General features: G+C 59.9%; 15 protein-coding genes. 9 read left to right on the top strand and 6 right to left on the bottom strand.

Going from position 1 to position 16771, the window contains the following annotated elements; all coding sequences use genetic code 11:
• The first annotated feature begins 259 nt into the window (after positions 1-259).
• From ACO6VD_RS16345 to ACO6VD_RS16360, 4 genes are all read left to right on the top strand, one after another.
• Positions 260-1783: a wax ester/triacylglycerol synthase family O-acyltransferase gene (locus tag ACO6VD_RS16345; protein WP_422420565.1), complete on the top strand. Its 1524-nt coding sequence runs from the start codon at positions 260-262 to the stop codon at positions 1781-1783.
• 151 nt (positions 1784-1934) lie between these two features.
• Positions 1935-2129, top strand: coding sequence for a hypothetical protein (locus ACO6VD_RS16350; protein WP_422420567.1), 195 nt, complete (start codon positions 1935-1937; stop codon positions 2127-2129).
• An 84-nt stretch (positions 2130-2213) separates the two neighbouring features.
• On the top strand, positions 2214-3881 hold the full coding sequence (locus tag ACO6VD_RS16355; RefSeq protein WP_422420568.1) for a response regulator: 1668 nt from the start codon (positions 2214-2216) through the stop codon (positions 3879-3881).
• Positions 3882-3993: 112 nt separating this feature from the next.
• Positions 3994-4860, top strand: coding sequence for a patatin-like phospholipase family protein (locus ACO6VD_RS16360; protein ID WP_422420569.1), 867 nt, complete (start codon positions 3994-3996; stop codon positions 4858-4860).
• A 76-nt stretch (positions 4861-4936) separates the two neighbouring features.
• Here the strand turns inward: ACO6VD_RS16360 and ACO6VD_RS16365 are convergent, their stop codons facing one another.
• The 3 genes from ACO6VD_RS16365 to ACO6VD_RS16375 form a co-directional block, all read right to left on the bottom strand.
• Entirely contained in the window at positions 4937-6547 is a 1611-nt protein-coding gene (locus ACO6VD_RS16365) for a mechanosensitive ion channel family protein (RefSeq protein WP_422420570.1), read from the bottom strand.
• Positions 6548-6657: 110 nt separating this feature from the next.
• On the bottom strand, positions 6658-6957 hold the full coding sequence (locus tag ACO6VD_RS16370) for a protealysin inhibitor emfourin (protein ID WP_422420572.1): 300 nt from the start codon (positions 6955-6957) through the stop codon (positions 6658-6660).
• A 24-nt stretch (positions 6958-6981) separates the two neighbouring features.
• Complete coding sequence (locus ACO6VD_RS16375) at positions 6982-8046, bottom strand: M4 family metallopeptidase (protein WP_422420574.1); 1065 nt, start codon at positions 8044-8046, stop codon at positions 6982-6984.
• A 210-nt stretch (positions 8047-8256) separates the two neighbouring features.
• Here ACO6VD_RS16375 and ACO6VD_RS16380 point away from each other — a divergent pair, with 210 nt between their 5' ends.
• Both ACO6VD_RS16380 and ACO6VD_RS16385 read left to right on the top strand, forming a co-directional pair.
• Positions 8257-9219 carry an endonuclease gene (locus ACO6VD_RS16380; RefSeq protein ID WP_422420576.1) on the top strand — a complete coding sequence of 321 codons (963 nt, stop codon included), beginning with the start codon at positions 8257-8259 and terminating at the stop codon, positions 9217-9219.
• 123 nt (positions 9220-9342) lie between these two features.
• A complete protein-coding gene (locus tag ACO6VD_RS16385) occupies positions 9343-9765 on the top strand; it encodes a glycine zipper domain-containing protein (protein WP_422420578.1) in 423 nt (140 codons plus the stop codon).
• Between the two features lie 73 nt (positions 9766-9838).
• Here the strand turns inward: ACO6VD_RS16385 and ACO6VD_RS16390 are convergent, their stop codons facing one another.
• A complete protein-coding gene (locus ACO6VD_RS16390) occupies positions 9839-10240 on the bottom strand; it encodes a hypothetical protein (RefSeq protein WP_422420580.1) in 402 nt (133 codons plus the stop codon).
• Between the two features lie 182 nt (positions 10241-10422).
• Between ACO6VD_RS16390 and ACO6VD_RS16395 the strand changes: the two genes are divergently transcribed.
• Together ACO6VD_RS16395 and acnB are read left to right on the top strand one after the other, a co-directional pair.
• A complete protein-coding gene (locus tag ACO6VD_RS16395) occupies positions 10423-11700 on the top strand; it encodes a flavohemoglobin expression-modulating QEGLA motif protein (protein WP_422420582.1) in 1278 nt (425 codons plus the stop codon).
• 280 nt (positions 11701-11980) lie between these two features.
• Positions 11981-14581, top strand: coding sequence for a bifunctional aconitate hydratase 2/2-methylisocitrate dehydratase (acnB, locus tag ACO6VD_RS16400; protein WP_422420584.1), 2601 nt, complete (start codon positions 11981-11983; stop codon positions 14579-14581).
• Between the two features lie 64 nt (positions 14582-14645).
• On the opposite strand, the gene ACO6VD_RS16405 is transcribed toward acnB, so the two are convergent.
• Positions 14646-15068 (bottom strand): hypothetical protein, encoded by a 423-nt coding sequence (locus ACO6VD_RS16405; RefSeq protein WP_422420587.1) that lies wholly within the window; start codon positions 15066-15068, stop codon positions 14646-14648.
• 374 nt (positions 15069-15442) lie between these two features.
• Between ACO6VD_RS16405 and ACO6VD_RS16410 the strand changes: the two genes are divergently transcribed.
• Positions 15443-15745 carry a DUF6124 family protein gene (locus ACO6VD_RS16410; protein WP_422420589.1) on the top strand — a complete coding sequence of 101 codons (303 nt, stop codon included), beginning with the start codon at positions 15443-15445 and terminating at the stop codon, positions 15743-15745.
• A gap of 386 nt (positions 15746-16131) precedes the next feature.
• Here the strand turns inward: ACO6VD_RS16410 and ACO6VD_RS16415 are convergent, their stop codons facing one another.
• On the bottom strand, positions 16132-16767 hold the full coding sequence (locus ACO6VD_RS16415) for a DUF1826 domain-containing protein (RefSeq protein WP_422420591.1): 636 nt from the start codon (positions 16765-16767) through the stop codon (positions 16132-16134).
• Positions 16768-16771 lie beyond the last annotated feature (4 nt).

Genomic DNA, 16771 nt, shown 5'->3' on the forward strand with positions numbered 1-16771 from the left:
CCACACGCAGGATCCCCTCCCCGGGCGGGGGTCAGCAGGTACGCCCCGACGGCGCGCACACGACCCTCCGATAGCCTCCAGCATAAAGACCGCACCGACCGCGCACTCCCCCCCTTTTGCAGGGGGACGATGCAACGGCAGATCGATGAATCTGCCCTCCATCGACCTTGGTCGTATTGATGAAACGCAAAGCACCTGCATGCCAGCTCAAGTGTTTGAGCCACCCCTACTGCGCCACCACCTTGCGAGAGCGTTAACGATGAGCAAACTCAGCGGGCAAGATGCCCTGTTCCTCAAAGTCGATCGTCCCCATGCCGCGTCGCACTGCACCATGATCTACATCTACGATCAGTCCACGGTAGAGGGGCAACGACTCGGCTTTCGGGAGATCGTCAACCATATCTCCGATCGCCTCGACGTTTCGCCCGTGTTCAAGCGCAAGATCATCCAGGTGCCCTTTAGCCTCGGTTATCCCTACTGGGTTGAAGACGACCTGTTCGACATCGACTTCCACGTTCGCCATTTCGCCCTGCCCAAGCCCGGCGACTGGCGCCAGTTCTGCATCCTGGTGTCGCGCATCCACGCCCGCTCCGTGGATCTTTCCCGGGCACCCTGGGAGATGTATGTGATCGAGGGACTCGACAACATCGAAGGCATCCCCAAGGGCAGCTTTGCCATCCTGACCAAGTCGCACCACGCCGCCATGGACGGCGCCGCGGCCGCCGAGCTGACCTGGGCCTTGCACGATCTGGCCGGCGCGCAGGGCAAACCGGTCGCGGTGGTTGATAACGCGCCAGCGGCCTCCCGCGTGGCGCAGCGTTGGGGCATGCTCGACACCGTAAGCCGGATGCTCACCGACAACATCACCGCCTCCGCACGCATGGCCCTGCCGCTGGCCCGCGTGCTGCCCAAGCTGGCCATAGCCAGCCTGCAAAAAGTGGCGCGTTCAGTGCTGAGCGCTGAAGGTGGCGCACCGCGCACACGCTTCAACAGCAACGTGACCTCCAGCCGGGTCTGGGATTCGGTCACCCTCGATCTGGGCGTGGTGAAACAGATCAAAAACCTGGTGCCCGGGGCGACCGTCAACGATGCGGTGCTGGCCATGGTCGGTGGGGCGATGCGTCGCTACTTGCTGGCGAAAGATGAACTGCCGGAGAAGTCGCTGGTGACCCTGGCACCGGTCAACACCCGCCAGGGCAATGAATCCGTCGCCGCCGGCAACACCGTATCGATGCTCACCTTCCCGCTGCGCACCGACATTGAGGATCCGCTGGAGCGGCTGCAAGCACTGCAGGCCGCCACGTCGCAATCGAAAGCGATCCAGAATGCGGTCGGTGCCAACGACCTGACCAATCTGCAGAAATTCGCGCCCCCGGCTACCCTGGGGCTCGCCGGGCGCCTGGCGACGCTGATGGGCATGGGCGGCAAAGGCCCGGTGGTGTTGCACAATTGTATGGTGACCAACGTCCCGGGACCCAATGTGCCGCTGTACATGCTCGGCGCCAAGCTCGTGTACTGGTGCGGTGTTGGTCCGCTGGTCGATGGCCTGTCGTTGATCTGGAACCCCACCAGCTACTGCGGGAAGATGTTCATCTCGTTGACCAGCTCACCGAACGTCGTTCCCGATCCGGACTTTCTCGCGCAGTGCCTGAGGGATTCCTACGAGGAAATGCAGGCCGTGGCGCTTCAGGCCGTCAAGACCAAGACGCCCAAGCTTGTGAAAGCAAGACGCGTTGCCCGCAAAGCCGCCGTGCAACAGGCTGACGACCAGCAGATGCTCTAACCACGCCCGCCGTGCCCCACTTCTGAACAGCAACCCACGCTTCTGTAGTGCACCCACTACAGAAGTTTCGTGGTTCCCTGATGTTGTCGCAGCCATGCGAGGCGCGATCATGGGCCTTGGAAATGACAACGTCGGATCCAGGAGAATGCCCATGAACACGTATTTCGTAGAGATCTTTCAAAAAGCCCGACGTGCCTACCAGGCCGCCTTCGGCGCCGGCATCTGCGGGTATGGCGGTCGCAAAGCAGACGCCCGCCTGGCTGAAGCCCTGCAGCAAATCGAGGAACAAAACCTGTGCTGGGTCATGCAGGTGCGTGACCGCCCGAGGACTCGAAATCAAAGGTAAAGCCAACGACGCCCGGGGAGACGTGCACGACGCCTGAGCGGCTATGATCAACACTGTGAACCTTTAATCGAGGTAGCCAGGGACATGGCCACAGTGCTTGTCATCGATCCGCACCCGCTCAATGCCCTGGGCATAGCCTCGGCCCTGACCCAGGCCGGGCACAGTGTTGTGGGCGTAGCTCACAACGGGCTTATGGGGCTAGATCTGGTTCGTAGCACATCGCCAGACCTGATTGTCCTGGATCTGGAGGTGCCCCGGCTCGGTGGACTGGATCTGATCAAGCGAATCGTTGCGCGCAAAACCGCCACCCGTTTGCTGGTGTTCACCGCACTGCCTGCAGAAGTCTACGAGCCGCTGTGCATTGCTGCCGGTGCCTCAGGATTCGTCGATAAAACAGAATCGCCGACAGCGTTCTGCGATGCGGTAAACAAGGTGTTGCGCGGCAAAACCTACTTCCAGGTCTCGGCATTGCGCAACAGCCCCTCGCCTGCTTCGGACGACAACTTGTCTCACCAATTGACGGCCAGAGAGATCACGGTACTGCACTATCTGGCGGAAGGTTACCGGGTCAAGCAGATTGCCGGGGAACTGGCGATCAGCGATCGCACCGTCAGTACCTACAAGTCGAGACTGCTGGAAAAAACCGGGACCCACTCACTGGTAGACCTGCTTCAAGTCGCTGCCAACAGGGGACTGCTGGAGAAGAACACGCCGACTGCTATCGACACCTCATTGTCAGCAGCAGAACTGAACTTCAACACCCTGCTCGACAAGATCCCCTTTCCTGTTTGCTTCAGAGCGCCGGACGCCCGAATCCTGGCCGCGAATCAAGCGTTTCTCGACTATCTCGGGTTGACGCTGGAGTCGGTAATCAATGCCCGGCAATGCGATATCGGCGTTATCGAGACCGAACACCTGGACTACGCGCGCAAAACCTACAGTGCTGCGGTAGAAAACCGCATTCCCTACATGATGGTGGTTGTCGTCAGCCTGCGAGGCGAGCGCCGGGTCATCAAGCATGGTGGCTGTCCTGTGCTGGGTGAAAATGGCGAACTGATCGGGATGCTCTGCTCGTTCATGGACATCGGTGAAGAGGAAGGCCAGATACAGGCCCTGCGCGACCAGCTGGCATATATGTCGTCCATCTACAGTCGTCGGGGTGCGTACCTGATACAGCAAGGACAAGAAGTAACGGACTACATCATCACCGCCAGAAAAATTGTCGCCCACTACCAGGAGAGTGACGACAGCCTTGCCCTGCTCGGACTCCTTGAGCGCATCAGCGAAAGCGTGCGGATGGTCAGCGAGATGGTCGACCTTGAACAAGGGAACGTCAGGTACACGCCGTTCCCGCAGAACTTGAACGCGCTGACCGACACTGTCCTCAACACCCTGACTGACAACAGCATGCCCTCCAGCGTATTCCTCAAGGCTTCCCCGGACCGTCGGGGCTGGATAGACGCCACGCCTTACGCCAGCCTGCTCAAGGCCTTGATGCTCCACCTCAAGCACGAAGGCGCGGATCAGGTGTCGATCCATGCCCGCGCGATAGAACGCGACGCCGGACACTTTGACTGGACACTGCAGGTAAGCGCCAGTATCGCCCCGAACCTGAACCGGAGCACACCGGTAATTTATTTGGCCTTGGCCACCAAGATCAGTGCTCTGCTGCACGGCGATCTGGTGATAGCAGAGGATGACGATCTGCGCTTCGAGGCACAGGTAACCTTGAAAGTGCCTGTCGCTGCCTGAAAATCAAAAATAGCCATAACCCCTGTAGGAGCTGGCCTTGCCGGCGATGTCCGGCACAGCCGGGCCGCTCAACTACACTACGTCGATACATTGCTGCACAGAGACTTCAAGCATGGCGACCAAAACCGCAATCGTATTTGCTGGCGGCGGCAGCCTGGGTGCGGTGCAGGTGGGCATGTTACGGGCCCTGGTCGAGGCCAATGTCCATTTCGACATGGTGGTTGGCGCTTCGGTAGGCGCTATCAACGGCGCGTACTTTGCCGCGAGGCCCGATTCCGATGGCGTCGAAGCGCTCGCAAGTTTCTGGCGCGGGCTAAGTAAAACCGACATCTTCCCCCTCTCCTGGCTCGATACCTGTAAAGGCCTGATCAAACGCCGTGGTTTTCTATTGCAACCAGCAGCCTTGAACCGACTGCTGGGTAAGGCACTGCCTATCCATCGCATCGAGGAGGCGGCGCTGCCCCTGCACATCGTCACCACCGATCTGCTCAGTGGTGCCGAGACCGTTCTGTCCAGTGGCGAACTCGAACAGGCGTTACTGGCCAGTGCCGCCATCCCGCTGGTGTTCCCCTGCGTACAAATCGCCGATCGCTTTCTGGTGGACGGCGGCGTGGCAAGCAACACCCCTATTTCGACTGCCGTAGCCTTGGGCGCCACCAACGTCGTAGTCATTCCCACCGGCGTGAGTTGCGCCCTGACACAACCGCCCCGAGGTCTGGTCGCCCTGGCCCTGCACACCGTCAATCTGATGAGCATGCGTCAACTGGTCAGCGACATCGAACACTTCCGCACCCTCACCAGCCTGCATATCGTCCCGCCCTTGTGCCCAGTGGATGTCTCGGTGTTCAACTTTGAACAGACCGAGTCTTTGCTGCAGCGAGCCTATGAGCAGACGCTTCGCTGGCTGGAACGTGGGGGGCTTGAGCGCACCAAGGTACCGGGGGCGCTGACCATTCATTCACATGCGCATATGCATTGAGTGCTGTACGGCCTGAACCGGCGCTAAATCATGCGCCTGCTCCCACAGTTAACCAGGTGACAGACAGTTGCACCCACTATGTATCCTTCGGTTCTTTGGCCGGTGCCGCAAACCAGTTGTCCCTGGGCACACGCTTTTCTTCCTCGGGATCACCCAGGTAGTGCGGCGACATGATCTGCACGCCGTACTCGTTGAACACATCCTGAATGTTCGCGTGCAGCACGCTGAGCAGCTCCGCGCGCGGACGCGGCAAACTGGGAATGGCCTGTGCGACCAAACGATATTCGGGATAAAAGTCGGACAACGCGGTCTGGAACACCTGCGCAGGGGGTTCCTGCAGTACACCGGGTGTGCGCCTGGCCGCCTCCAGCAACATCGCTTCCACCTGGCGCCACGGCGTGTCGTAGCCAATGGTCACCACCGTATCGACCACATAACCCGGGCCTTGCACGGTGCGCGAATAGTTCTTGGTGACCGTGCCGGTGATCATCGAGTTGGGCAGGGTCAACACTTCACCCAACCCTGTGCGGATGCTGGTAGTGAACATACCCAGTTCGGTCACCGTGCCTTCATACTCGCCGATGCGCACGAACTCACCGGGACGCAAGGTTCGGGTGTAGGTCAGGATCAACCCGGCAGCCGCCTGCCCCACCACGCTGGTGGCACCCAACGAAATCATCAAGCCGATCAGTACCGACAAGCCCTTGAAAGCGTCGGTGCCCGCACCGGGCAGGTACGGATAGGCCATCGCCAAGGCAAACAGCCAGATCGCCAGCGACGTCAGGCGCTGCGTGGGCTGCAACGTTTCGTGGTTCAGCCAGCTGAAGGTTCCGGGTGTTGCCATACGCCGGAGCACCCGGCGACTGAACGCCGATGCACCACGGGCGATGAAAAATATCACCAGCGCCACACCCAGTCCGGGGATCGCGCCGACGATGGCCTCAAGCAAGTAGCTGGCGACTTCGAACAAGTAATTGTTGAGGCTTTCACCCCAGGGCCGCGTGTAAGGGAACCTCGACAGCACAAACCCTAGCCATTCATAGCTCAGCAACAGGATGACCAGCCAGCGCAGCACCCAGAACACCCGCGTCACCAGCGGGTAAAGGTAGTTGGCATCGATCACCGGAACCGGCCCCACTTTCAACGCAGGAGTGTGGCGCTGCATCAATTCGGGTAATCGCTGGAGCATTCGGCGCCGCAGCCAGGCGAGCCCCCATAGCAAGGTGAAGTAAATGACCGTAGCGAGTGCCGCCGCACCGACTGAACGCGACATCAGCTGCAGGCTGCGCGCTTCCCGGGTTTCGGCCACCACCAGGCGCAGCTTTTCAGCCGCTCCCTGGGCGGCCTGCTGCACGGAGGCGTATTCGAGTTCGTCGGCATCCTTGGGCGAAACGATAAAGGCACGCTTGGCGCCCAACAGCACCAGGTAATTGTCCTGGGTAGGTTCAACGGTCACCGTGGGGGCATCCGACTCGTCCAGTGCTTCACTGATCACGGCTTTTGCGCGCTTCACCCGCGAGGCGGGTGCCTCTCCCAGCAACGTGGCACGGAACACCATGATGCTGCGGTTGGCCACTTTCAGTTCGACGAAATCATCACTGGGTTTCACCTCGTCCGCAGCCGTCGACAGCGCTGACCAGGATAGGCTGAAAAGCACAAACAGGACGGCGAGCAACCCGCTTCGCATGTATCGGTTCCTTCCGCCACAGGTATGAGGACAGTACGTACAGATCGCAGCCTAGTTCAGCGAAGATGACTTGTCAGATGGCTACGCAGCCACGTTCTATTGTGAGAGGACTAATTGCGACCGTTTGGCTGGGTATATTTCTGCAAGAAATCAACCAGCTCTCCCACTGGCTGCGGGATGCTCAAGTCATCAAAAGTCACTGAAACCTGATCACCATCGTCGATAACGATCTTGTACTGGCGAACATCGCGCGCGCCTGCTTTCAAATGAGTCCCCGAGATGCTGACACCACTCTGCTTTACCAGGCGCTCGAGTTCACTTGCCTCATGTTGATCAAGCGTATCAGTGTCGAGTTCGCACCTTTTCGTGACCCCGACGAAGCCTCCAGAAACCAGCAATTGAACTTTCATCAGTTGACCTCGTTTGCGCCGTAGTCAGACCGTAATCCCCACTTGCTTCCAGGCCGCACGGACTACTTTTTTCACGTTCGCCCCGTACTGGCCGGCAATCTGCACGCTAACCCGTGCGCAATCTTCAAATCGGCTATTGCTGCTGAGCTGCAGCATGGTCTGGTACCAGATCCGACCCGCTACCTCCCAGGTATTGCCTCCGAGTGCCTTGGCTACCAGTACGAATGCCTTGTTGGGGATCCCGGAGTTGTAGTGAACACCACCGTTATCTTCATCTGTGTCTTTGTAATGACTCATGTGACCCACCTGTTGGTCACTGCCAATATAGGGATCGTCCTTGTACGCCGAGCCTGGAAACTCCATATCACGAATGCCGCGCCGGGTAGCTGCTGGCACCAGCACTTCAGCGCCGATGACCCAGTTTGCACTCTCGGCAGTCTCGGCGTTTTTCCATTGCCTTACCAGGATGCCAAGCACATCGGCGAAGTGTTCGTTGAGCGCGCCCGATTGACCGTAGTAAGTCAGGTTGCTGGTGAATGCCTGAACGCCGTGAGTCAGTTCATGCGCGATGACTTCCAAAGAACCCGTAAAACGCTGCGACCAGAGACCATCGCCGTCGCCATAGGCCATCTGTTCACCGTTCCAGAAGGCGTTATCCAAGGGTTCGTAGCGTTGATCGCGGTAATTCCATTCTGCGACATGCACAGTTGAAACGAGCGACATGCCGTTATCGTCGAGTGAATTGCGGCCAAACAGTTCATCGTAGAAATCGTAAGTAGCGCCTGCACCGTGGTAAGCCTCATTCACAGCAACATCGGTGGTTTCACCCTGCCCCTCTGACCGGACCAGCTTGCCGGGGAGCTCCGCCGTGCCATTGGCGCTATAGACCAGGCGGTTGCGATTGCTATCGGGTGACATCGAGACCATCAGGGTTGGCATGGCCCTGGAACTCAATCGAGTAGCCCGAAACGTGGCACCGGCTTTGAGGTTAGCAATGGCCCGCGCCCGAACTTCAGGATCATCGGAGCGCGCCAGATGCTCGGTAATACAGGGTGGGATGATGCAATGGTAAGGATTACGGTTGCACATAATCGAAACTCCTTGAAAAAGGCGTTAGTCACCCGAGTGATGACGTGTTCATGCAAGCGTAGGCATTTCGCCGCCGCCACTCCAATGATCGACTGATCATTTGGCTATTTCCTGCCTCAGCTTCCCCTGCCTAAGCGAATAGCCTGAAACCTGCTGCGGCAGCAGTGCGTACAGTTATAATGCGCAATCCTTAAGTCGATGATTTTATTCATGAAAAAGCTGTTGTCTGTGGTAGCGCTGCTGTTTTGCGTAACAACTCCCGCCCTCTCCTCACCGCCTGCGACATTTACTGAAGCCAAGGTTATCGCCAAACAGAAGGTCTATCTCGACCAGGCCAACAGCGCCATGGGCGAGCTCTACTGTGGCTGCAAATGGACGTGGGTAGGCAAATCCGGTGGCCGCGTCGATCCCGAATCCTGCGGCTATGAAACGCGCAAGCAGCAAACCCGCGCGGAACGAACCGAATGGGAACACATCGTTCCAGCCTGGACTTTCGGTCACCAACGCCAGTGCTGGAAGAACGGCGGGCGCGAGCACTGCGTTGACGAAGATCCAGTGTTCCGTGCCATGGAAGCCAATCTGTTCAACTTGTACCCGTCCGTTGGCGAAGTGAACGGTGATCGCAGCAACTTCAACTACGGCATGAACACGGGGGGTACCCGCCAGTACGGTCAGTGCACGACAAAAATCGACTTCGAGCAAAAAACGGCCGAACCGCGCGACGAGGTGAAAGGTCTGGTGGCTCGCACGACCTTCTACATGTTCGATCGCTACAAGCTGAGCATGTCCCGTCAGCAACAACAGCTGCTCATGGCCTGGGACAAGCAGCACCCCGTCACTGCCTGGGAAAAAGAGCGCGATCGCCGTATCGCTGCAATCATGGGGCACTCCAACCCGTTCGTGACCGGCCAACGTAGCTGGACGACCGGTTACAAGCCTGTGGGTGACGGTGTTGCGGTCCCTGTGCGCGCCTCACAACCGACACCAAAGCCGACCCTGGCAAGTTCGTCTACGGCCTTCGGTGTGATCATCGGCAACCAGAAAAGCCACGTCTATCATCTGCCCGCCGGATGCCCAGGCTATGCGCAGGTGTCTGCTAAAAATCAGGTTTCGTTTGCATCAGAGGCCGAAGCTCAGGCGGCGGGCTATCGCAAAGCTGGCAACTGCAAGTAACGATAAGCGGGCAAGCTTGCGGGCCTGATTGTTGACTCACGTCTAAGAACCCTGGAAAGCGCGTTGCCCGCACTTTTCGCATCTGCCAGACTCAAACGCTGTACACCCTTTGAGGTTAACGAAATGCGAAAAACAGTCGCTGCATTAGCATTGTCCCTGGCCGTGGCACCAGGCGTTTTTGCCGGGGAAACAGCCTCCACCGCCGTTGGTGGTGGCCTGGGTGGTGCCTTGGGCAGTGTCGTCGGCCAGGCGGTTGGCGGTAGCACCGGCGCGGCGATCGGCGCCGGTGTCGGGGGTGCGGCCGGTGGCGCGGTGAGCGCGAAAGATGGCAAGAAAACCGAAGCCGCGATTGGCGGTGGGCTTGGCGCCGCAAGCGGCCAGGTGGTCGGTCGCAGCGTCGGCGGCACTACCGGCGGTACCGTGGGTGCCGGCCTGGGTGGTGCGGCTGGTAGCGCTATCGGTAATAGCCTGGCGGATGACGACGGCCATCACGGTAGCCACAAGTCCAGCCACAAGCATAAGAACAAGCACAAACACAAGCATTGAACCTGGCGCCCTGACGCCAGGCCTCAGCGGCCATCAATACAGGCACCCTGCTCACGATGGCCGCAGCACCGCCTCAGCGGCGGTAGTAGCGGTGGTCGTTTTCGTAACGGTAGCGCATGGCCCGGTCATGACGGCGCTCCCAATCACGACGGTGTTCCCAGTCACGACGACGGTCCGCTTCCCGGCGGGCCTGCTCTCTGCGCCATTGGTCGCGGCGCCAGTTCTCACGGCGCCAATCGTCTCGGTGATCATGCCAGTAGCGGTCGTCATGGGCTAGCAAGGTGCCATTGTGCTTCTCGGCAATACTCGCCACGGTCGGCCAAGGGTTGACCGCAACCCGCTCGGGCGCCTCAACGGCGGCGACTTCAGTTGCCAACGCAGGCGTTGGCGTTTGCATTTGTGTTGCGGATGCCGAGCCCATCGCCGCGAACGCGAACAGGCCGAAGAGCACCATCCGGGGGACATGGAATTTCATGAGCGAAGTCGACCTCTGATCGGCAATTGAGTGTTTGGCCATCGCGCTGATGTGCCTATCCACATAGACCGCTAAATAAAGAAAAGTTCTAAGGCGCTCTACTAAGGACGACGGGCTTCACCACCCTTCCCCGGCAAGGACTAAGCTGGTGCGATGGATCTTCGTCTCCCAAGGTGAATGCCATGAGTGCCCTGTCGTTGGCTGAGCTTGATGCCGCACTGCCCGGTTTGACCCGCAAGATCCGCGTACTCGATGCGCTGGCGTGGCCCGAGGGCGTCGAAGAGGTTTTCCTGGCCCAATGGCGCAGCGGCAAAGCGCAATTGCCCAAGGTCAAGTTCAGCCCGCACGACCACAGCACCGACATCGCGGTGCTGGACAGCTTTGTCGAGCAGTGCGACCAGGGCCATCCGGCCGGACAGTTTCTCGCCAGAACTGCGCACAGCTATGCCACCGCAGGGCGCATGCTGGGCGCCATGGGTACCCCAGCATTTACCCGGTATTCGTCAGCACTGTACCGGCGCCCGGACTTTTACTACCCCAAGCAAAAGCTGAGCATGCTCGATGCCGCCCATTTCTTTCTGAAAACCACCGACGCCCTGCTCGGTGGCGACTGCATTGCTCCCAGCCCTGCCGACATTCCGGCCGAGGTGTTTGCCGCCTGGCTGCAACCCGAGCTGGACCGTTTTTTTGGTGCAGGCCAGATCAGCATCAAGCTTGAACCTGACCTGGCCGCCAAGGCGATTGCCGGGACAAGCCGTATTCGCCTGCGGGCCAGCGCCTTGTTTACTGAACTGGACAAGCAGCAGTTGCTGCAACACGAAGCCTTTGTGCATGTGGCCACCGCGCAGAACGGTGCGCGCCAGCCCAACCTCAAATGCCTGGCCCTGGGAGCGCCACGCACCACCCAGACACAAGAAGGCATTGCCACGCTGGCCGAGCTGTTCACCGGCAGCATGGACATCAACCGCTTGCGGCGTCTCGCCTTGCGCGTGCTGGCGGTACAGCAGGCACTCGATGGCGCCGACTTCATCCAGGTGTTTGAGGGTTTTCACAAGGCCGGTCAGTCGCCGGAAGAATCCTTTCGCTCAACGCAGCGGATTTTCCGCGGCGCCGATGTGCGCGGGGGATCGGCGTTTACCAAGGATGCCGCATACCTCACCGGCCTGCTCGGTGTGCACACCCTGCTGCGCGTGGCGATCCGCGACAACCGCCCCGAGTTGGTCGGGCATTTGTTTGCCGGGCGCCTGAGCCTGGGCGATACCCTGCACCTGGCGCCGCTGTTCGAGTCGGGCTGGCTGGTGGGTCCCACCTATATTCCTGCCTGGGCCAGCGACCTGCGGCGGCTCGCTGCCAACCTCGCCTTCTCTGCCTTTATCGCCCGGGTGAAACTCGATGTGCTCGATCTGCAACGGTTCATGGCCTTTGAAGATGAGCACGAAGTGGACACCCGCACCCTGTAATCGGTACTTGCCATGCCTCCCGTACCGACGCAGAGGCGGTACGGCTGATATGGCCCGACGTAGAGCGTTTCGAACCCACTACGAATAGATAGCCGGTAACGATGTGTCGACAATCCTGTTGTATTGTCGATTTTTATCCTTTAGATTTCGCGCATTACTTGCCAATGTGTCAACAAAAACAATTTCAGCAGGGGCAGGCTGTTTTTTGGTGGTCTGTCAGTGGTCACTCTCAATTACCAAGAATCTGCCCCTGCTTTTTTACTCACGTAGGAGATAAACCGTGCTCGAAGCTTATGCCCGCCACCTACAAGCGCGCGCCGAAGAAGGCCTGCCACCCCTCGCGCTGGACGCCGAGCAAACCGCAGGCCTGGTCGAGCTGCTGAAGAACCCTCCTGCCGGCGAAGAAGCCACCCTCGTCGAGCTGATCACCCACCGCGTGCCACCGGGCGTGGACGAAGCCGCCTACGTCAAAGCGGGTTTTCTCTCCGCTGTCGCCAAGGGCCAGGCCATTTCCCCGCTGATCGACAAACAGCGCGCGGTAGAGCTGCTGGGCACCATGCAGGGCGGCTACAACATCGCCACCCTGGTCGAGCTACTGGACGACGCCGAGCTGGCCGCCGTTGCCGCCGAACAGCTGAAACACACCTTGCTGATGTTCGACGCCTTCCACGATGTCGCCGAGAAAGCCAAGGCTGGCAACGCCCACGCCAAGGCTGTGCTGGAGTCCTGGGCCGCCGGTGAGTGGTTCACCAGCAAGCCGGCCATCGCTGACAAATACAGCCTGACCGTGTTCAAGGTCCCAGGCGAAACCAACACCGACGATCTGTCCCCTGCCCCGGACGCCTGGTCGCGCCCTGACATCCCGCTGCACGCCCTGGCCATGCTGAAAATGGCCCGTGACGGCATCAATCCCGAGCAACCCGGCGCCGTCGGCCCGCTCAAGCAGATCGAAGAAGTCAAAGCCAAAGGCTTCCCGGTGGCCTACGTCGGTGACGTGGTCGGTACCGGTTCTTCGCGCAAATCCGCCACCAACTCGGTGCTGTGGTTCTTCGGCGACGACATCCCATATGTTCCGAACAAGCGCGCTGGCGGCTTCTGCTTCGGTAACAAGATCGCCCCGATCTTCTACAACACCATGGAAGACGCCGGCGCCCTGCCGATCGAGTTCGACGTGTCGAACCTGAACATGGGCGACGTTATCGACGTCTACCCGCACGCCGGTAAAGTCTGCAAACACGGCAGCGACGAGGTCATTACCACCTTCGAATTGAAGACCCCGGTGCTGCTCGACGAAGTCCGCGCCGGCGGCCGTATCCCGCTGATCGTCGGCCGTGGCCTGACCGACAAGGCCCGCGCCGAGCTGGGCTTGCCGGTTTCCGAGCTGTTCCAGAAGCCGGAGCAGCCTGCCGACACCGGCAAAGGCTACAGCCTGGCGCAGAAAATGGTCGGTAAAGCCTGCGGCGTGACTGGCGTTCGTCCAGGCACCTACTGCGAGCCGAAGATGACCACCGTCGGCTCCCAGGACACCACCGGGCCGATGACCCGTGACGAGCTGAAAGACCTGGCGTGCCTGGGCTTCTCCGCTGATCTGGTGATGCAGTCGTTCTGCCACACCGCGGCCTACCCCAAGCCTGTGGATGTCAAAACCCATCACACCCTGCCGGATTTCATCCGCACCCGCGGCGGTGTTTCATTGAAGGTTGGCGACGGCATCATCCACAGCTGGCTGAACCGCATGCTGCTGCCGGACTCCGTCGGTACCGGTGGTGACTCGCACACCCGCTTCCCGATCGGCATTTCCTTCCCGGCCGGTTCCGGCCTGATCGCCTTCGCCGCGGCTACCGGCGTGATGCCGCTGGACATGCCGGAGTCAGTACTGGTGCGCTTCAAAGGCAAACTGCAACCGGGCATCACCCTGCGCGACCTGGTCCATGCCATCCCTTACTACGCCATCCAGCAAGGCCTGCTGACCGTCGAGAAGAAAGGCAAGATCAACGCCTTCTCCGGCCGCATCCTGGAAATCGAAGGCCTCGACGAACTGACCGTCGAACAGGCTTTCGAGCTGTCCGACGCCTCCGCCGAACGCTCCGCTGCCGGTTGCACCATTAAACTGCCTGAAAAGGCCGTGGCCGAGTACCTGCGCTCGAACATCACCCTGCTGCGCTGGATGATCAGCGAAGGCTATGGCGACGCCCGTACCCTGGAGCGTCGCGCCCAGGCGATGGAAGCCTGGCTGGCCAACCCGGTACTGCTGGAAGCCGACAAGGATGCTGAATACGCCGAGATCATCGAAATCGACCTGGCCGAAGTGACCGTGCCTGTACTTTGCGCGCCGAACGACCCGGACGACGCCCGTCTGCTGACCACCGTTCAGGGCGAGAAGATCGACGAAGTGTTCATCGGTTCGTGCATGACCAACATCGGCCACTTCCGCGCTGCCGGAAAGCTCCTGGAAAAGGTCAAAGGTTCGTTGCCGACCCGTCTGTGGCTGGCCCCGCCAACCAAGATGGACGCTCACCAACTGACCGAAGAAGGCTACTACGGCATCTACGGCAAGGCCGGTGCACGCATGGAAATGCCGGGCTGCTCGCTGTGCATGGGGAACCAGGCACGTGTCGCGGCGAACTCGACGGTGGTGTCGACCTCGACGCGTAACTTCCCCAACCGTCTGGGTGATGGCGCCAACGTCTACCTGGCTTCGGCCGAGCTGGCTGCTGTTGCCTCGATCCTTGGCAAACTGCCTACCGTCGAGGAATACATGGAGTACGCGAAAAACATCGACAGCATGGCGGCCGACGTTTACCGCTACCTGAGCTTCGACCAGATCGCCGAGTTCCGTGAGGCGGCTGCGAGTGCCAGGATTGAGGTTGTGCAAGCGTAAGTCGGAGTACTTTCCACTTCCGAAGCGCCGACGATAATGTCGGCGCTTTGCGTTGGTTAACACCTTACATCAAGCAATAAAAATCGCTGACTTCTGCAACGATCTCGCGCTTGGCGTTGTACAAGCGCGCCTCGGGCGTCAAGGCCATCGAGCGGGCTTCGAGTACATAGCGTTGGCCCGCGGTGAAATGCTCATAGTTCAGGGTCAGGTAGCACAGGCGTTCTGTGGGCCCGCCCAGGTCGCCCATACCCCCACCACCGGCGACTTCGAAGTCGAAGCGGACGATCAGCTCATGGCTGCCGGGGGTGACTTGAAAAAAGCGCCCGTCGCGCAGGCGCTGTTTGTCCAGGCGTTCGGCCAACAGCAATCGGTCGTTGGGAAATGGCGTAGAGAGATCGACCCAGGCCATCTGCGGATCAGCGGTTGGCATCGGCGCCTGACAACCCGCAACGACACTGGCTGCAAGTAACAACATTAACCTGCGCATGATTACTGCCCCAAGGGACTATGAATTCAGAATAGCGCCGACGCCGCTTCAAGTCAGTTTCTCCCACAGCCACCGGCGATAAATCGCGATGTTGTAGGCGTTTTCTGTCAGACGGTTCTGATTCATACTTGCGCCGCCGTTGCTCTGTTGTGCCGGGCCGTTCATGGCTCTAGGCTGCTGCCGTCGTTGGAAAATCCAGCGATCGGATTTAGCAGTCCGGATATGACAGAGATCTACGAGCACCGCTGTTATGGCGGTTGTACGTGGGGCACCTTCGGGTGCGCCGGTTCTCTGTCACCGGTCTGCTAACCCGCGTACAGCTGCCACCTTCGTTTAGCAGCGAAGGGTGGTTGCTTCACTGACAGAGGTTGACCATGAAAAAGCTTGTCCCCGATCCCCCCAGTTTCGACCTTTCCAACGCAACCACCGCCAACACCCCGTTCGGCACCAATCGCATGTTCACGGTCCGCGCCGGCGTTCCCGCCGAAGAAGCGCTGCTGCATGCTTGCCATCTACTGCAATGTGCCGAGGCGACGGTGAGCGACGCGGTCGATCACCTTACACTCAACGACCGCTCCCTGGTCTGCGGCGCTGGCCAGCATATCGAGACGGCGCGGGCGCTGATCGATGCCGTGCTTGATGGTGTGGGCGTGAAGCGGATCTTCACACCCCACTAGTCGGCTCGCACATCAGCGCCAATAAGTCCAAGAAGGCCGAATTACTTTCGTGCCTTGCAGATGAGCCAGGCCATGTAGAGCGGTGCGGCGATGGGTAAGAGAAACATGGGGTACTCCAGATGCAGATGAGCGATTGACTGAAGGTGCTCGCCCGACGCAAAGGCCCTGCATTCCATGCGTCGGTAAAGATCCCTTGAATCGGGCGAGCGGGTAAAAACTAACGTTGATCCCCTCTGAGATCTGTAAGAACTATCTGAAAAACACACAACCTTGAGAGCGACCTCAGCTCTGTAGGAGCGGATTTATCCGCGATGGCCTGCTCAGCAGGCCCATCTTTGGGGCCGCTACGCCCCCATCGCGGATAAATCCGCTCCTACATCCCGGGCTCAGCCCAACCAGTCGAGTGTCACCAATAAGCGCCTTTCCCCGGCTGGCGGTTGCGGCGAGCGGTGAATCAGCCCACCGCCTTCATTGCCGATCCACTTCTCGCCCTTTGCCAGCAGCACATGGCCGGCCTCGGCGCGCTCTATCAACGCCACATCGCAAGGCTCGGCCGCCGGTTCGCCCAAACGCTCACGCGCCATCCGCCCTTCCCGCAGCCATTCACTGCCCACCCCGGCGTAACTGGTGATCAGCCTGACCGGCACATGATCAACATGAAAACGTGGGCACATGGCCTTGTCGAGAATGCGCAAGCGCAGGCCGATGCGCTTGGTGTCGAACAGGCAGGCAAAGGCGCTGACCAGCCAGCTCAGGTCCTGCAGAAAAGCGACTTGCCCAGGCAGATCGCTATAAGCCTCGACCAGACCACTCAAATTCGGCGGACTCTCCGGGCTTGGCAGCTCCAGCACGATGGATTGTCCCAGCGAATCGCCCTGTGCCAGCAAGGCCGTGGCGAAATCACTGATCTGTGCCGGCAACTGGCGCTGCCAGACGGCCAGGTTGACCTCATCGCGCAGCACCTCGCAGAGTACATTGATCTCCTCGCTGCCTATTTGCTGTAACGGCTGACGATCATGCATGGTT

It is taken from the genome of Pseudomonas sp. GZD-222, assembly GCF_049310525.1.
Classification (GTDB): Bacteria; Pseudomonadota; Gammaproteobacteria; order Pseudomonadales; family Pseudomonadaceae; genus Aquipseudomonas.

Coding starts and splice junctions, on each gene's coding strand:
- ACO6VD_RS16360 (WP_422420569.1), top strand. CDS start 3,994: ATGGCGACCAAAACCGCAATCGTATTTGCTGGCGGCGGCAGCCTGGGT.
- ACO6VD_RS16350 (WP_422420567.1), top strand. CDS start 1,935: ATGAACACGTATTTCGTAGAGATCTTTCAAAAAGCCCGACGTGCCTAC.
- ACO6VD_RS16345 (WP_422420565.1), top strand. CDS start 260: ATGAGCAAACTCAGCGGGCAAGATGCCCTGTTCCTCAAAGTCGATCGT.
- ACO6VD_RS16370 (WP_422420572.1), bottom strand. CDS start 6,957: ATGAAAGTTCAATTGCTGGTTTCTGGAGGCTTCGTCGGGGTCACGAAA.
- ACO6VD_RS16415 (WP_422420591.1), bottom strand. CDS start 16,767: ATGCATGATCGTCAGCCGTTACAGCAAATAGGCAGCGAGGAGATCAAT.
- ACO6VD_RS16355 (WP_422420568.1), top strand. CDS start 2,214: ATGGCCACAGTGCTTGTCATCGATCCGCACCCGCTCAATGCCCTGGGC.
- ACO6VD_RS16380 (WP_422420576.1), top strand. CDS start 8,257: ATGAAAAAGCTGTTGTCTGTGGTAGCGCTGCTGTTTTGCGTAACAACT.
- ACO6VD_RS16375 (WP_422420574.1), bottom strand. CDS start 8,046: ATGTGCAACCGTAATCCTTACCATTGCATCATCCCACCCTGTATTACC.
- ACO6VD_RS16410 (WP_422420589.1), top strand. CDS start 15,443: ATGAAAAAGCTTGTCCCCGATCCCCCCAGTTTCGACCTTTCCAACGCA.
- ACO6VD_RS16395 (WP_422420582.1), top strand. CDS start 10,423: ATGAGTGCCCTGTCGTTGGCTGAGCTTGATGCCGCACTGCCCGGTTTG.
- ACO6VD_RS16365 (WP_422420570.1), bottom strand. CDS start 6,547: ATGCGAAGCGGGTTGCTCGCCGTCCTGTTTGTGCTTTTCAGCCTATCC.
- ACO6VD_RS16385 (WP_422420578.1), top strand. CDS start 9,343: ATGCGAAAAACAGTCGCTGCATTAGCATTGTCCCTGGCCGTGGCACCA.
- ACO6VD_RS16390 (WP_422420580.1), bottom strand. CDS start 10,240: ATGAAATTCCATGTCCCCCGGATGGTGCTCTTCGGCCTGTTCGCGTTC.
- ACO6VD_RS16405 (WP_422420587.1), bottom strand. CDS start 15,068: ATGCGCAGGTTAATGTTGTTACTTGCAGCCAGTGTCGTTGCGGGTTGT.